This window comes from Paenibacillus sp. FSL F4-0236, from assembly GCF_038000135.1.
In the GTDB taxonomy this organism is placed as follows: domain Bacteria; phylum Bacillota; class Bacilli; order Paenibacillales; family Paenibacillaceae; genus Paenibacillus_AQ.
Genome location: NZ_JBBOBK010000001.1, coordinates 1,292,879 through 1,308,613 on the forward strand (window position 1 = coordinate 1,292,879; position 15,735 = coordinate 1,308,613).

Below are 15,735 nucleotides of genomic sequence, written 5' to 3' on the forward strand. Positions count from 1 at the left end.
GGTATGGGAAGCGATCTTTTTATTTTACGAATGCAGCTCTTTCTCAAGCGCAGCGCCCATTTCACGGGAACGTTCGGCACAGCGATTTACTGCCGCGATGACAGTTTCGAAAAATTCTCCCTGCTCGAGTACTTCTATCGCTGCTTGTGTAGAGCCATTCGGGGATGTGACCTTTTTACGAAGTGCAGCTGGATCCTCGCCCGTCTGTTGTACCATTCTAGCAGCGCCAAGAACCGTTTGAACGGTTAACTCCGTGCTTTGATCAAGCGGCAGTCCGCCCCGTATACCTGCGGCGATCATAGCCTCCATCATATAATAAATATAGGCAGGCCCACTGCCGGAGATACCCGTTAAGGTCTCCATGCGTTCTTCATCAATGACTGTTGTTAGTCCGACAGCTTCAAAGATGTTGAGTGCTAGGCGTCGTCCTTTCTCATCTACTTCTTTGGAAAAGGCTATGCCAGTGGCACCAAGACCTATGGAACTAGAAGTATTCGGCATAGTACGGACGATGGGTTGCTCTTTGCCAAGCAGACCTTGCATCGTTCGAATGGACAGCCCAGCAATTACAGAGACTATGATCTGATCAGGTGAGAGAAGTGGGCTGAGTCCCCGAAGTGCTTCTGCAGCGTCTTTTGGTTTCATAGCCAACACGATTACTGGTGAGTTCCGTAGGTAATCTGTTTTTTGTTCAGGATCATTTGTACCGATTACACCGTAACGACTTCTTAGTTCTGCCAGACGTTCACTACTGCTACGGTTAAGCATAATAACATTATCGGATTTTACGATACTACGGCTAATCATCCCGCGAACGATGGCTTCTGCCATAGAGCCTGCGCCATAAAATACAATATTATGATTCATAAGTGGAATGGAAGGTTGCTGACACATGGCTCAAAATCCTCCTAAAAGTGGTGTAATTAAAAACGGATGCATGGACACTAACCCCGAATTTGACCTGTTCCGTAAATCTTATATTTGGTTGAAGTAAGAGCAGGCAGACCCATCGGTCCACGGGCATGGAGTTTCTGTGTACTAATGCCGATCTCTGCACCAAATCCAAATTCAAAGCCGTCTGTGAAGCGGGTTGAAGCATTGTGGTAAACAGCTGCAGCATCAACCTCCTGTAAGAAGCGTGAAGCGTTATCCGGATCTTCAGTTACGATACATTCCGAGTGCTTCGTGCCATACTGGGCGATATGCTGCATAGCTTCGTCTAAATCGCTGACGATTTTGATATTCAAGATATAATCATTATATTCAGTAGCATAGTCCTCTAATGTTGCAGGTAATGCCCATGGGACAAAGGATAATGTTTCCTGGCAGCCACGTAATTCAACGTTAACATCACGGAAAGCTTCGGCCAAAGAAAGCAGATACTCGTTTGCGTAATCCTTATGAACGAGTAGCGTCTCCATGGAATTGCAAACTGAAGGGCGCTGTGCTTTGGCATTCAGACTAATGTTCTGAGCCATTTCTGGCAAAGCGCTTGCGTCGAGATAAGTATGGCAGATGCCTGCACCCGTTTCAATGACGGGCACGGTTGCGTTAAGCACAACATTTTGAATCAGAGAACTTCCTCCGCGAGGGATAATCACGTCAAGTAGTCCGTTGAGCTTAAGCATTTCATCAACGGAGGAACGGTTGGGATCTTCGATCAACTGTAGCGCATTTTTCGGCATTGAAGTATTTGCTAGAGCGTTGTGAAGAACCTCGACAATTTGTCGGTTGGAGGACAGGGCGGAGGAGCCACCACGCAACACAACAGCGTTACCAGTCTTTAGACACAGACCAGCGGCATCAACGGTTACGTTTGGACGTGCTTCATAGATGATGCCGATGACACCGAGTGGAACACGGAGTTTCTGGATGTTGAGACCATTTGGACGTTCAATAGTTTCTAGCGTGTCACCAATTGGATCAGGTAATACAGCGATTTGTTGAAGTCCTTCTGCGATACTGTTAATTCGGCCTACATCTAACGCTAGTCGATCAAGCATGGACTCGGGAGTACCACTTAAGCGTCCGCGTTCCAGATCTTCCCGGTTGGCAGCAATGATAGCTGGAGCTTCACGACGCAGCGCATCAGCCATAACTAAGAGTGCTTCATTTTTTTGGCCGGTAGTTAGACTCACTAATACTCCGGTGGTTTCCTTGGCTAATTTTGCTTTATTGACAACTTCACTCATGACGATTCCTCCTTAAATTTGTATGGGCAAAATTTTTACCTCAATGTAATCCATTCGTCACGGTGAATGACCTCCAGCCGGTGTACTTCTCCCAGCTTCGGTACAATCTGACGGCTGGGTAAACCTTGAATACTGCGCAGCTGAGTGTCATCGTAATTCACAATCCCGCGTCCCAGCAATTTGGAGTCTGGTCCAAGGACTTCTACAACATCCCCAGCGTGAAAGTTACCTTCGATCTGCTTGACGCCGACAGGCAGCAGACTATGACCGCCATGAAGCAGCGCTTCAACGGCGCCTTCGTCAACGTACAGGGAGCCGAGTGGGGTGGACATAAAGCCAAGCCATTGCTTTTTAACAGGTAAAGAAGATAACTTGGTTGCAAAATAAGTACCTCGGCCCGAGCCTGTCGCTGCGAGTTGTAAATCCCCTGGTTCGGTAGCTCTCCCAACAAAGACGGACACACCGCCTCGTGTAGCGATCTTGGCAGCATCGATTTTTGAACGCATGCCACCTGTCCCCACACTAGAGCCAGCTCCACCAGCAATAGCATAAATCTCCGGCGTAATATCATCAACGAACTGATAGCGAACAGCGTCGGGATGTTTCCGAGGATCTCCACTATATAAGCCATCCATGTCAGTTAAGACGAGCAATCTGGTGGCTTTCAGCAGGTTAGCTACCAGCGCGGACAAAGTATCGTTATCACCGAATTTTAACTCATCAACGGAGACGGTGTCATTCTCGTTAAATACGGGTACCGCTCCTAGGCGAAGCAGCTCTTCTACCGTCATCATCGCGTTGTTCATAGCTCTGCGACTACAAAAGTCGGTACGGGTTAGTAGGATCTGTGCTGTGGTTATTCCATGCTCGGCAAAAGCTTCCTGATATGCCTGCATGAGCAGTACTTGGCCTACAGCAGCAGCTGCTTGCTTCTCATGCAGCAGCTTCGGACGTGTAGGATAACCGATACTGCGAAAGCCTGCGGCTACAGCACCGGAGGTTACTAATAACACCTCGCAGCCGTTTCTCTTCAATTCGGCAATCTCTGAAGCGAAGAAGGACACGGCTTCGCGATTCAATCCGCCTTCTGTTCCAGTCAGTGAGCTGCTGCCTATTTTGACTACGATTCGTGTCGTCATATCTGTTCACTTCCTCAGTATTTTTATAGATGCTGAAAACGACAAAAAGCCCCCATCCTTAGACTTAGCAAAGGACGAAAGCTTGTAAACTTCCGCGGTACCACCTTCATTGATGAGGGATCATCCGACTTCATTCTCGTAACGGGAGGATCCGTCCTGCTTAGCACAGGCCGCTCGGGGGTAGGATTCGGAACGAAAACCGCGGTAAATTCTTTCAGCCTGTCGGAATTTACTCTCTAGGCGCGGTTAGACTCATTCTTACTGGTCCCGTCTGCACGTTTCACTTATTTTCAATAGAATACCATGGAGATGGTTGCTTTGCAAAGGAAAAACGAAGGAACTATTTCTCGCATTAGAAAGCTTTGATTATTCAGTTTAACCTCTAAGTAAGGGGGTGGAATACTTATAATCTGTTACCAAGAGGTGGATTAAATTGACTAAAGACAACAATCCTGAGCAGGCGCAGAATCAAGTTCTAAGCGAAAAAGCAGAGTTCCAGAATAGTGTAACTCGTGAATTTGTGGAAGATCATACAGGGACACCTAACGATAATGGGCCAGTTAATGAAAGTGTGGCTCGGTGTCAGATGATCAGAGCGGCCTTCCAAGGGTCTATTCTTCGGTTAATTCAGATACCGTAGATTTAAATGTTTCTACAAAAGCCTTAGCGGCTTTAGATAAATAACGTCCGCGTCGATAGGCTACGACAAGTGTTCGGCTAGGGGCAGGATCAGTGAGCGGTAAGTAGACAGGGACGAATTCACTCCGCGGTGCACGGGCAATAAAATGAGGCACAAGAGTTACACCCATTCCAGTGGCGACCAGTGACTGAACTGTTTCCATGTTATTGCTCTCAAAAACAATTTTTGGTTCGAAGCCAGCGTTTCGGCACAGATCCATAGTCATTTTACGGAAGCCTTGGCCTTCTTTAAGTACGATAAATGGCTCGTCCTTTAGTTCTTCCAAAGAGGTCTTAGTTCCATCTAAGCTACGTTTAGCTAGCGGGTGTTCGGGTGGGACTGCAAGATCGATCCTTTCCTCACCCAGTTCTTCGTAAGCAAGTGCCGGAATTTCGAGCGGCAATGAGAGCAGGCTTAAATCAGTCTGACCACTCGCAGTGAGCTTCTCTAGGTTCATGGAGGAGTCTTCGAGCAGAGTGATTTCTACTTCCGGGTAATTTTGTTTAAAAACCGGAAGCACATGCGGTAGTAAATGTGCACCAGTGATCGGCATACTGCCTACAACGACGCGCCCGGTACGCAGTTCAGAAATATCAGACATTTCTTGTCGCAGCAGTTCTACGCCATCAATGATGATTTGAGCTTGCTCTACGAATTTAGATCCAGCATAGGTCAGTTCAACAGAGCTGGTATTTCGCTGGAACAGCATTACACCGAGCTCTTTTTCCAGCTTGGAAAGCTGCTGACTGAGTGATGGTTGGGCAATGTGCAGCTTGTCCGCTGCACGGGAGAAGTTTTTTTCGGCTGCGATTTGCAGTACATATTGTAGTTGTCTCAGTTCCATGTATAAACTCCTTTGGGAGATTGTTTTTACTTATAAGTATAAACTATGAAACTGAAGTTTTATATAGGTTCACATGTAAGTTAGTGCACGAACGCACTGACCGGCAAATAGGAAGGGGTGGATTACCAGTATTCGCTGGAGTCCTTTATGTTTGCCGGTCTAATTTCGATGCTACGCTATTACGTCTTACTATACTTTGCGGGCTGGAGAGATGCTTTGAGGGTTGTTAAATATATTTCCCGGGTCATATTTAGCTTTGACTCTCCGTAATCTAGGATAGTTCGCTCCATAATATACTGGTCCGGAATTTTTAATTCCCTGGTCTGGAACGTTGATGTAGCTCCCCACGATAAATGGCTGCAGCTTCCGACGTGTATTTCGTACTACGAATATATTTCTGGCAGCTTCCGATTTCTTGATCCATGAGCTATTCCACTCAACATAGAATTTCGCTTTACGCCAGTAAAAGGCTGTAGATTTGGGTGACTTACAGCTCACAGCTCCACCCCAGTTGAGGAAAAAGAAACCTGCGAATTCCCCCTCCACTTTCTCTAAGAATTCACGCATGGACTTAATTGCCTTGTCCGGGAAGGGTTTTCTTACGAAACCGCTGGAGAACTGGTTGCTGACTCTTTGAGTTAGCACTGGATCAGGCGCTAACATAAAACTCACTACTTTTGTATAGGGCAAAGAGCGGATGATTTGATTCGTAGGCGTTCCAACGCTCGTAACGGGCTTTAAGAGGCGGGAAGCCTCTGCCTTTGATCCGAGGAACAGCCCATTCATAGTGACATTACCGCCTTTTTTCGGACCAATGGATAATTCACTGCCCAGTTTGGTATTAACGCAAGGAGCCCAGAGTTGCCAAGCTTTGAATACCTTCTCGAACTGATCCCAAGGCCAGGTGATACGAAAAACGGTAGCTGAAGCTGGAGCAGGACGTACTTTAAATTTGTAACTGGTGTAAACTCCGAAATTTCCCCCGCCACCTCCGCGGGAAGCCCAGAGGAGATCAGAGTTACTATTCTTATTGGCACGAATAATTTTCCCTTTGGCATCAACCATTTCGAGTTCGATTAGATTATCACTAACAAGGCCCACGGTTCGCTGGAGCGGCCCGATACCCCCGCCTAGGGTGATGCCTCCGATTCCAACCGTAGGGCTATCACCGAATGGAGCCATATATCCTTGCCCAGCAAGCGTGTGTGCAATTCTCCCCACTGTATTTCCGGTACCCACAACAACAGTTCCTGATTTTTTATTTAGTTTGATTTTCTTCATTTCACTTACATCGATGACAATTCCTCCGGTGACCTGTGAAAGATTAACCTCCAGAGAATGTCTACCGCTTCTTGCGCGGATGGGGACTTTATTCTCGTTAGCCCATTTTATGGCGTTCGCAACATCTTGTGTTTTTTGTGCGAAAACAAACACTTTCGGGAATTTGTCAGTATGCGGATCCCAATTCTTACGTGCCGTTTCATACCCTTGATCACCTTTGAAAATAACTCGCCCGGTAAGTCTCGTTCCTGACCTCAATTGTTCCAACTCCTTCTGCGCTAACAAATGCACTGCATTTCAACAACCAGGATCCGATATAGTATGAAGGGCATTCGTCTAAGGAGTGGGCTGACTAGGGTCTCAGCAAAAAATCATCTTCAATTTATAGGTTAAACCTATCACTTCTATAGATATCATATCTTGGAATTATAAAGATGGTGATGTTATATTTAGATCATTCAAGAGAGACTCCACGCTCTCTTCCAATGAACGATTCTATTAATGAGGTGAAATTATGAGCAACAAGACAATGTTTGAAAAGATTTGGGATAATCATGTTATTCATCAAGAGGAAGGTAAACCTAGCATTATTTATATCGATCTGCATTTGGTTCATGAAGTAACTTCTCCACAAGCTTTCGAAGGACTTCGCCTCAGTAACCGCAAGGTTCGCCGTCCTGAGCTGACTTTCGCTACAATGGATCACAACGTTCCTACCAAGGATCGTTTTAATATTAAAGATCCAATTTCCAAGCAGCAAATTGATACACTTTCTAAAAACTGTGCTGATTTTGGTGTTAGATTGTTCGACCTGAATGATATCGATCAAGGCGTTGTACACGTAATGGGACCTGAGATCGGCTTGACGCACCCTGGTAAAACTATCGTTTGCGGTGACAGCCATACCTCCACACATGGAGCATTTGGTGCGCTGGCTTTTGGTATCGGTACTAGTGAAGTTGAACATGTAATGGCTACCCAATGTTTGCAGCAATCCAAAGCTAAGACTATGGAAGTTCGTTTCACAGGTAAACGCAATCCTGGTGTAACAGCAAAGGATATGATCCTTGGTGTTATTGCTAAGTATGGTACTGATTTTGCAACAGGTTATGTAATTGAATACACAGGTGAAGCTATTCGTGAGCTGTCGATGGAAGAACGTATGACCGTCTGCAACATGTCGATCGAAGGCGGAGCAAGAGCAGGCTTGATCGCTCCTGACGAAACTACTTTTAACTATCTGCGTGGACGTCAATATGTGCCGCAAGGCGAAGCATATGACGCTGCTGTTGAAGGATGGAAGAGTCTTGTTAGTGACGAAGGTGCTCAGTATGATACGGTGGTTGAATTCGATGTGGAGACATTGATTCCACAAGTGACTTGGGGTACTAGCCCGGGCATGGGTACAGATATCAACTCTAGCGTGCCAAATCCGGCTGACTTTACCACTGAAAATGAACGCAAAGCTGCTGAAAAAGCGCTTGAATATATGGATTTGACTCCTGGAACTCCTATTTCTGAAATTCCAATTGATTACGTATTTATCGGTTCTTGTACTAACGGACGGATCGAAGATTTGAGAGCGGCAGCCGTGGTAGCAAAAGGCCATAAAGTCTCTGACAAGGTTACTGCCATTGTTGTTCCTGGATCTGGTCGTGTTAAAATGCAGGCTGAGAAGGAAGGGCTTGATAAAGTCTTTACTGACGCGGGCTTTGAATGGCGCGAAGCGGGATGCAGCATGTGCCTTGCGATGAACCCTGATGTACTGCAACCTGGGCAACGCTGTGCATCTACCTCGAACCGTAACTTTGAAGGACGTCAAGGTCGCGGTGGACGCACGCATCTGGTATCCCCAGCTATGGCTGCTGCAGCTGCGATAAAAGGCCGTTTCACTGATGTACGTGATTGGAACTATAAGACGGAAGCTGTCAGCTCATAGAACTAGAGAGAACACGGGAGGATAAAACTATGGATGCTTTTAAAAAATTAACAGGAATTGTTGCACCAGTAGATCGGGTGAATGTAGATACGGATGCTATTATCCCAAAGCAGTTCTTGAAACGGATTGAACGGACAGGATTTGGACAATTTTTGTTCTACGAATGGCGTTTTGATGAAGCTGGTAACGATAACGCTGCCTTTGAAATGAATAAGCCACGCTATAAAGGTGCTTCTGTCTTGATCTCACGTGCTAACTTTGGCTGTGGTTCCTCACGGGAACATGCACCTTGGGCGATTATGGATTATGGGTTCAGAGTTGTCATTGCACCTTCTTATGCAGATATCTTCTACAACAACTGCTTTAAGAATGGCATTTTGCCGATCAAGCTTTCGGAAGATCAAGTGGATGAGCTGTTTAATCGGACAGCCGAGCATGATGGCTACCAATTGACCGTGGATCTTGAGAGCAATACACTTCACGATGAATTTGGACTGAGCATCAGCTTTGATCTGGATGAGCACCGTCGTCAGTTCTTGCTGCAAGGTCTGGATGATATCGGATTAACCCTTCAGCATGCAGATGAAATTGCTGCGTATGAAGAGCGTCATGCGGCTAAGTTATTCTCTTAATAATAGGATATAACTGGTTTGATTCTTAACTTTTACAAAAATTACGCAAAACTTCTATTTCCGGGTGTCGGAAATAGAAGTTTTTTTGCTATAATCGAAATATTGATTGGTGATAAAGGAAACATTTGGTGATTACTGTCGTCTTAATACTTATCTAGATCTATTACTTGCAGAAGGAGCGGGAAAATGAGAAGAGTTGGGTATCGAACGTTGCTACTATTGTTGCTGCCATTATTATTACTATCTTTCACTGGACGTGAAGCTGCCGCAGCTGGTAGCAGCTCAGGCAGAATTATTATGGACAATCAAGAGCTTGCTTTACCAAAAGGAATTAAACTTGAGAACGTCAATGGTAGCGTTATGATTCCCGTCAGAGTGGTAGTGGAGAATCTTGGATTTGAGGTATTGTGGGAGCAGCAGGCCCGCAAAGTAACGGTTCACCAAGATGGAAAAAGCATTGAGCTGGCTGTAGGAAAAAAAACAGCTGATGCGGATGGAGTAACGTTTGATTTAAACGCAGCACCCAAGCAAAGCGGTGGTACAGTTCTCGTTCCGATTCGCTTCGTAAGTGAGCAGTTCGGTCTAAAGGTTGGCTGGGATAATAGCGATAAAACGGTCTATTTGACGGGTGGACAAGCTTCGGTGGCTACACCTGAGGGAACCGTTACTAGTCCAACAGCAACAAGTACTCCTTCTCCAACTCAGATTACTACACCCGGCGTGGATAATGGCACAAGCGCTGGAAGTGTTTTGCCCTCACCGACACCACAATCATCCTCAGTACCAGGAAGCACTGGTGTGAATGCAGCAGGTCCGCTTGTAAATGGGGCAGCCTTCACTGAGAATCGATTAATCATCGCTGTTTCTGGGGCTCCTAAACCTAGCATCACAAAAATGAGCAGTCCAGATCGAATCGTCGTAGATTTTCCCGGTGCAGCTTTTGCTCCTGATTTCGTAGGAGGTCTACCGAGTATTACCACAAACGGAAGTCCGCAAGGGAAGCTGGATGTTACTGGTTACCCTCTAGTTTCTGAGATCCGGTATGCGTTGTTCAGTGTAAGTCCTTCTACTGTTAGGTTCGTGATTCAAACGGTCGGGAGCCAGCCTTATCAATTAAGTACGGATGAAAGTACTGGACTGGTGACACTGGATTTGAATGTTACAGGCAGTGAAGGGAACACCTCAGGTGGTAGTGGAATGACAGGAAAGCCAGTTGTAGTTCTCGACGCGGGTCATGGAGGGTCACAATCAGGAGCAGTCAGCCTCACAGGTAAACTGGAAAAAGACTTCAATTTAGCTGTTATCCGTAAAGTACAAGCACTGTTAATGCAAGAAGCTTTGGTTGACGTCGTATTTACTAGGACTGAAGATATTACGTTAGGTCTTCAGGACCGTGTGAATATCGCAGAAGCTGCAAAGGCTAATCTATTTATTTCAGTGCATGGGAATTCACTGGAGCAGGGTTATCCGAATAGAGATAAAATAAATGGCAGTGAAACGTACTATTCGCGTAGTGGGAGTCTGCCGCTTGCACAGATTATGCACAAACATCTGATAGCTGGTACTGGATTCAAGGACAACGGAGTAAGAACGAAAAGTCTGCATGTTACAAGAGAAACCAGTATGCCGGCAGTACTTCTAGAAGTGGGGTATCTTACTAATTCAGGAAATGAATCAGGGATGTATAGTGAGCAGCTTCAAGACAAATTAGCGAGGGAAATTGTAGCTGGTATTAAGGAATATTTAGGACTTTAATGCTTAATGTTGGTGAGATTTCTCAATTTTTATGGAATATATTCGCAACCTTTATAGATTATTAGCGTCTAATAGAGGTCTGAGGTTGACGTAGACAGGCCATCACGATCGCCATTCACAGGCGAATACTAGATTTAGAGGTGAAGAATGAAGAAATTCAGTTTGATGTTGTTTTTGTTGCTCTTAGTTTTTGTTTTGCCTGAGAACGGACATGCTGCTGCCGGGAATAGCAAGATTTTTCTGGACGGTAAGGAGCTGACCGCAGGGCAAAATGTCCCGGTTGAGAATGTGAATGATACAATCATGGTGCCGTTAAGGTTGATCTCTGAAAGCCTTGGATATAACGTGGGATGGGATCAGAAGAGCAAGACGGTTACGATTGAACAGCAAGGAAAGGTCATCAAACTGGTTGTGAATCAAAAGACAGCCTCAGTTGATGACAAGACACTAACGCTTACCACGGCACCAATCCTTCGTAGTAATACGACACTTGTACCGATTCGATTCATAAGTGAACAGTTTGGATTGAATGTCTCGTGGGACAACGTGAAGAAGAGTGTATATCTTATTACCCCAGGATCCTCAAATGATAACGGCAGTTCAGGTGGAAATACTGAAAATGGTGGATCTGAGGTTGTACCGCCGGTAGATCCTTCTAAGAATTTAACGATGGTAAATGGTGTGAGCTTTAGCGAAAATCGTTTGAGCATAGCCATGGAGGGTAATTCAGTACCGAAAGTGACAGTGATGACTGGGCCGGATCGGTTAGTTGTTGATTTACCTAATGCCACCTTCTCAGACCTATTTGGCACAGGACAGATCCTTGATCCTGACCTAAACGGTAGCTTGGAAGTGAAAGATTATCCCGATGTATCAGGAGTACGTTACTCCCTTTATAGCACGAATCCTTATACAGTACGTTTTGTAATCGATTTGAACTATGCAAAGAATTACAACGTTAGCGTAACTGGAGACGATTCTAAGCTGGTTGTAATCGATCTAAATGCGGAAAGCACTGATGATACTACTACACAACCAGGAAATAATGGCAGAAAGCTAGTAGTATTAGATGCAGGGCATGGGGCTAAAGATTCTGGAGCAGTGGGTGTTACAGGTAAATACGAGAAGAATTTTAATTTGGCCATCGTACTTAAGACAGCTGAATTGCTGAAAAAAGAAAGTAATATTGACGTCGTGTTAACACGAAGTAATGATACTTTCTTGGAGCTTAAAGAAAGAGCAGCTATGGCGAATAATTTAAAAGCTGATATCTTCATATCTGTACACGCCAATAGCTCAGGTTCCTCATCAGCTAGTGGAACAGAAACGTATTATCAACGGGAAGCCAGTAAAGCATTGGCGAACGTGATGCATAAATATCTTGTTCAAGCTACAGGGCTTAGCGATCGCGGTGTACGTTATGGGAATTTCCATGTTATCCGTGAAACGAAAATGCCTGCAGTATTACTTGAAGTGGGATACCTTAGCAACAAAAAAGATGAAGCATTGCTCTTTACAGATGCACTTCAAAACAAAGTTGCGGCTTCAATAGTGAGTGGGATTAAGGAATATTTGGGTATAAAATAACAGACCAGTGGCAGACGAGCGCCGCAAAGTCAGCTTTCTGCTTTTATTTTAAAAGGCAAGAAGTGGTTTTGCGGTACCTGTCTGCCCGTATTCATCTAGAGGAGGCGTTTATTAATGATGAAACAAAAATGGAGTACAATTGGGATCGCTACACTGCTTCTGCTAGTGATTGCTGGCTGTGGAGACAAGCCTACTGCGGCTCCAGCAAATGGTGTGGAGCAAGAGACTTCAAATGTTGTAAGTGGTGCGGGGGAAAGTACACCGGCTCCAAGCGATGAACCAGGAAATGAAGTGACTAGCACTCCGCAACCGACAGCAGATAATAGCAACACAGAAACTCAGGCAACTGCAAAGCCAGTAGCAGATGAGAAGCAAAAACAGAGCCAGAGTATCGATGCATATTATACGGACTCACAAGTTATGGATCTGATTCCTGCTAAGACTAGCATTAGCTTCTCTGACGATGCCCAGAAATATACAGAGACGTTCAAAGCATTGCAAAGCAACGAGAATACTGACCTTGTATCATTATGGGGCAAAATTGAACTGAAATCGTTAAAGTTTGTTGATGGTCAAATTGTGATGGATCTTCATAAACCTGATGAAGCACAGCTGGGTGCTGGTGGGGAGTCCTTAGCGATTTCATCACTTGCCAAAACCTATTTTCAATTTGAAGAAGTAAAAAGCATCGAAGTTTTGGTGGATGGTGAAAAGGTTGAAAGCTTGATGGGTCATGTTGACCTAATGCATCCTATGACTAGAGATAATAGCTAATTGTTATTACAACAAAGGATAAAAGCATCTAACTGACGAATTTTAAATTATACTATTTATTTGAGTCATAGAGAGGGGAATAATCTATTGTCCGCGCAAAAAAGGTCAAAACGACCATTGAAGGCTTATTCTACGAAAGCAGTATCGGCTGTTATGGCTGGAACCATGATTTTTAGTGGCGCAAGCACAGTGTTTGCAGACACAGCTGCTACGACAGCAGCAACAACCACTACACAATCTGTAGGCATTTTTAGCGATGTGAAGACAGGCTTCTGGGCTGAAAAGCATATTTATAAATTAGCATCACAAGGAATTGTGGTTGGAAATAATGGTTTATTTCGCCCGGGAGATTCTGTAACTCAGCAGGAAGCAGTGCTTATGGCATTACGTTTTATGAAGTTGCAGGATAAAGTGGATACTTCTTCAGCTGTGGCCTTGCCTACTGATTTTAAGGTTTCAAATTATTACAAAGATTATGTTGTTCTAGCTTTCCAGCAAGGTCTTTTGGACAAAACTACGGAAATGTCTCCTGATAATTTGAAAACTTCATGGGGTGAACGTAAAGCCTCCCGCGAATGGATTGCTGAACTGTTAATTCGTGCACTAGGAAAAAGTGCAGATGCAGCCGTAGCAGCTAGTGCGCCGACAGGCTTTGCGGATGATGCTAAAGTGTCTGCAAACAAAAGAGGGTACATCAACGTTGCTGTTGATCTGAAACTAGCCAATGGTCTTGACGGTAATCGCTTTGATCCACAAGGGGCTGTGACCCGTGCTCAATTGGCGACTTTTTTCAGTCGGGCAGAAGACCATAATTCACTTGAGTATGATAACACTTACACAGGAACAATTAGTCAATTGAAAGACGGGAAACTGACCGTGTTTAATAACGGCAAGTCTTCTACATATACCCTGGGAGCGAGCACCGCTTATTACACAAGCGCTTCTGAAAGTAGAATAAATCTAAGTGATATCCAACCTTACACAAAGGTTACTGTAATTGGAGCGACATATAACGCAGCTTATGTGGAAGTGACTGACCCTACACAACAAGTGGAGAGTCTTTCCGGAAGCTTCGCAATGGTAGCACCTGGTAATAAGCTATGGCTGAAATCAGCTACTGGGTTCACTGAATATTACTACGATGAAACGACTACCTTTGTAGACGCAAGTGGGACTCCAATTGAACCTGCTTCGCTGGTAGCAGACAGTGTAGTTACTTTGCAACGTGAGACTTACAGTGGATCACACAGAGTGGTCAATGTTCAAGTGACTTCAGGGGTAGTTAACAAAACGACAACAGGAACCATTCAAAGTATAGATCTAACTGGGAAAAGCATTACGTTTAAAAATGCTGCTGGTACGGTGGAAACCTTTAAATGGGAAGATGGAACTTCATTATTCACTTATCAAGCATCCGTGTTGCAGCCTGCAGAATTGAAGACAGGTTCTGCTGTTAAATATACGGTTAAAGAAAATGTGATACGGTCTGTAGAAGTGACAGAAGGTGTTGAACGGACAGTTCAAGGTGTACTTACAGAACTGACCAGTTCAACTGTTGTTTATAAAAAAGAAGATGGCACTCGAGAAGTCAAACTGCTGGCAACAAAACCATCAATTGTTATTCCGAACATGAATAGCGCTGTGGCCGATGATCTTATAGCTGACACAGTAGGTGGAGACAAAATTCAGCTTACGCTGAACAGCAGTGATCAAGTCATAAAGATTGAAGTGTTAAGCCGTCAAATTGAGCAGTATAGTGGAGCGACGGTTATTGATTATAATACTAAAACTCAGCTGTTGACAGTTATGGATACCAATAAAAAAGCGCATGTCGTTCAGTTGGATGAAAAAACAAAACTGTTAATTGAAGGTGCACTTCCTAACTTAACTAATATCGGTACGAAGCTTATTGAGAACCGTAAAGTAAATGTAAAAGCTATAGGACAACGGGCTTTGTCGTTGGAAATTGTCACAAAGTATGAAGGAACCTTGACGGCTGTTAATACTTCCTCGAGAACTATTGTATTGAAGCTTAATGATGGGCAAACTTTAACGATGCCTTATCCACAATTAATTGATCTCTTTGGTAAGAATAGTCCAACTTTAAGTGATGTTCCTGTTGGTAGTAATGTGACAGCCTCACTGACAACTGGCCAGGACATTATTGCAGTACTGAAAGTGAAGACAGCTTTACAAGTTGAAGCAGCAACTGTTAATGCCGGAACCAATCGTTTGAGTGTTAAATGGAGCGGTGGAACAAGTGAGATCAATACTGCTGTACTTCCAATAACAAATGAAGCTGGCGAGAGCATTAAGCTGACAGCTGTGAAATCGGGAGATTTTCTTAATGTGACTTTTGATGGAAGCACTCCCCTCGCTATTCAGACAGTTAAGCTTACAACGGGTCAGATTAATTCAGTCGATGCTGCAGCGAATAGTTTGGTGGTTAAAGAGTATGCTGGTGCAGCACAAAACTTTACTGTAAGCGGTGGGGTTAGAATCATACGTGATGGCGCCACAACAACTGCTCTTAGTAATGTAACAACAGCGGACAGAGTGGAGATTCGTAAAGACACAGATGGAGCGACAGTCATTCGTGTGTTACCACAGTTAACTCGTTCATTCTCTCGTTATGACAGTACGACGAACTCATTGGTGACTAAGAGAGCTAATCTGAACGATAAGTATCAGTTCACTCTTGCTTCAAATGTATATATTCATCAAGGAGATACGACATTGTCCGTGCAATCTCTGAAAGAAAATGATAATATTATAATGTATTTCAATAATGATATCGTGGTTGAAATTGTGAAACAATAGTAGCAATGGTGGATTTCTGAGTGAATCACCGTCTTGACACAGGAGCTTTGCCTGCGTCAAGACGTTTTTTTTGAAATATAAGAAAGTATAAGA

The 15,735-nt window shown here is 44.4% G+C and carries 12 protein-coding genes; 7 read left to right on the forward strand and 5 right to left on the reverse strand.

From position 1 onward, the window contains the following. Positions 1-24 precede the first annotated feature (24 nt). From proC to proB, 3 genes are read right to left on the reverse strand one after another with little or no spacing between them, the layout of a single operon-like run. Positions 25-894, reverse strand: coding sequence for a pyrroline-5-carboxylate reductase (gene proC / locus NSQ29_RS05910; protein WP_042190097.1), 870 nt, complete (start codon positions 892-894; stop codon positions 25-27). 50 nt (positions 895-944) lie between these two features. Beyond that, complete coding sequence (locus NSQ29_RS05915) at positions 945-2,192, reverse strand: glutamate-5-semialdehyde dehydrogenase (RefSeq protein WP_341124546.1); 1,248 nt, start codon at positions 2,190-2,192, stop codon at positions 945-947. Between the two features lie 35 nt (positions 2,193-2,227). Continuing rightward, positions 2,228-3,331: a glutamate 5-kinase gene (gene proB / locus NSQ29_RS05920; RefSeq protein WP_341124547.1), complete on the reverse strand. Its 1,104-nt coding sequence runs from the start codon at positions 3,329-3,331 to the stop codon at positions 2,228-2,230. Positions 3,332-3,764: 433 nt separating this feature from the next. Here proB and NSQ29_RS05925 point away from each other — a divergent pair, with 433 nt between their 5' ends. Further along, the gene (locus NSQ29_RS05925) at positions 3,765-3,971 is read left to right on the forward strand and encodes a hypothetical protein (RefSeq protein WP_341124548.1); all 207 of its coding nucleotides are present in this window, start codon (positions 3,765-3,767) and stop codon (positions 3,969-3,971) included. Here NSQ29_RS05925 and NSQ29_RS05930 read toward each other — a convergent pair. Next, positions 3,943-4,854, reverse strand: coding sequence for a LysR family transcriptional regulator (locus NSQ29_RS05930; RefSeq protein WP_076284590.1), 912 nt, complete (start codon positions 4,852-4,854; stop codon positions 3,943-3,945). The two genes, NSQ29_RS05925 and NSQ29_RS05930, sit on opposite strands and share 29 nt — an antisense overlap. Positions 4,855-5,043: 189 nt before the next feature. Further along, positions 5,044-6,393: an FAD-binding oxidoreductase gene (locus NSQ29_RS05935; RefSeq protein ID WP_339266141.1), complete on the reverse strand. Its 1,350-nt coding sequence runs from the start codon at positions 6,391-6,393 to the stop codon at positions 5,044-5,046. A 256-nt stretch (positions 6,394-6,649) separates the two neighbouring features. Here NSQ29_RS05935 and leuC point away from each other — a divergent pair, with 256 nt between their 5' ends. The 6 genes from leuC (at position 6,650) to NSQ29_RS05965 (ending at position 15,642) form a co-directional block, all read left to right on the forward strand. Next, entirely contained in the window at positions 6,650-8,074 is a 1,425-nt protein-coding gene (gene leuC / locus NSQ29_RS05940; protein ID WP_042190084.1) for a 3-isopropylmalate dehydratase large subunit, read from the forward strand. Between the two features lie 29 nt (positions 8,075-8,103). Then, the gene (gene leuD / locus NSQ29_RS05945; RefSeq protein WP_339266139.1) at positions 8,104-8,706 is read left to right on the forward strand and encodes a 3-isopropylmalate dehydratase small subunit; all 603 of its coding nucleotides are present in this window, start codon (positions 8,104-8,106) and stop codon (positions 8,704-8,706) included. A 186-nt stretch (positions 8,707-8,892) separates the two neighbouring features. After that, positions 8,893-10,461: an N-acetylmuramoyl-L-alanine amidase family protein gene (locus NSQ29_RS05950; protein ID WP_341124549.1), complete on the forward strand. Its 1,569-nt coding sequence runs from the start codon at positions 8,893-8,895 to the stop codon at positions 10,459-10,461. A gap of 147 nt (positions 10,462-10,608) precedes the next feature. Next, positions 10,609-12,048 (forward strand): N-acetylmuramoyl-L-alanine amidase family protein, encoded by a 1,440-nt coding sequence (locus NSQ29_RS05955; protein WP_341124550.1) that lies wholly within the window; start codon positions 10,609-10,611, stop codon positions 12,046-12,048. A 114-nt stretch (positions 12,049-12,162) separates the two neighbouring features. Further along, complete coding sequence (locus NSQ29_RS05960) at positions 12,163-12,822, forward strand: GerMN domain-containing protein (RefSeq protein WP_042190076.1); 660 nt, start codon at positions 12,163-12,165, stop codon at positions 12,820-12,822. 117 nt (positions 12,823-12,939) lie between these two features. Further along, positions 12,940-15,642: an S-layer homology domain-containing protein gene (locus tag NSQ29_RS05965; protein ID WP_341124551.1), complete on the forward strand. Its 2,703-nt coding sequence runs from the start codon at positions 12,940-12,942 to the stop codon at positions 15,640-15,642. Positions 15,643-15,735 lie beyond the last annotated feature (93 nt).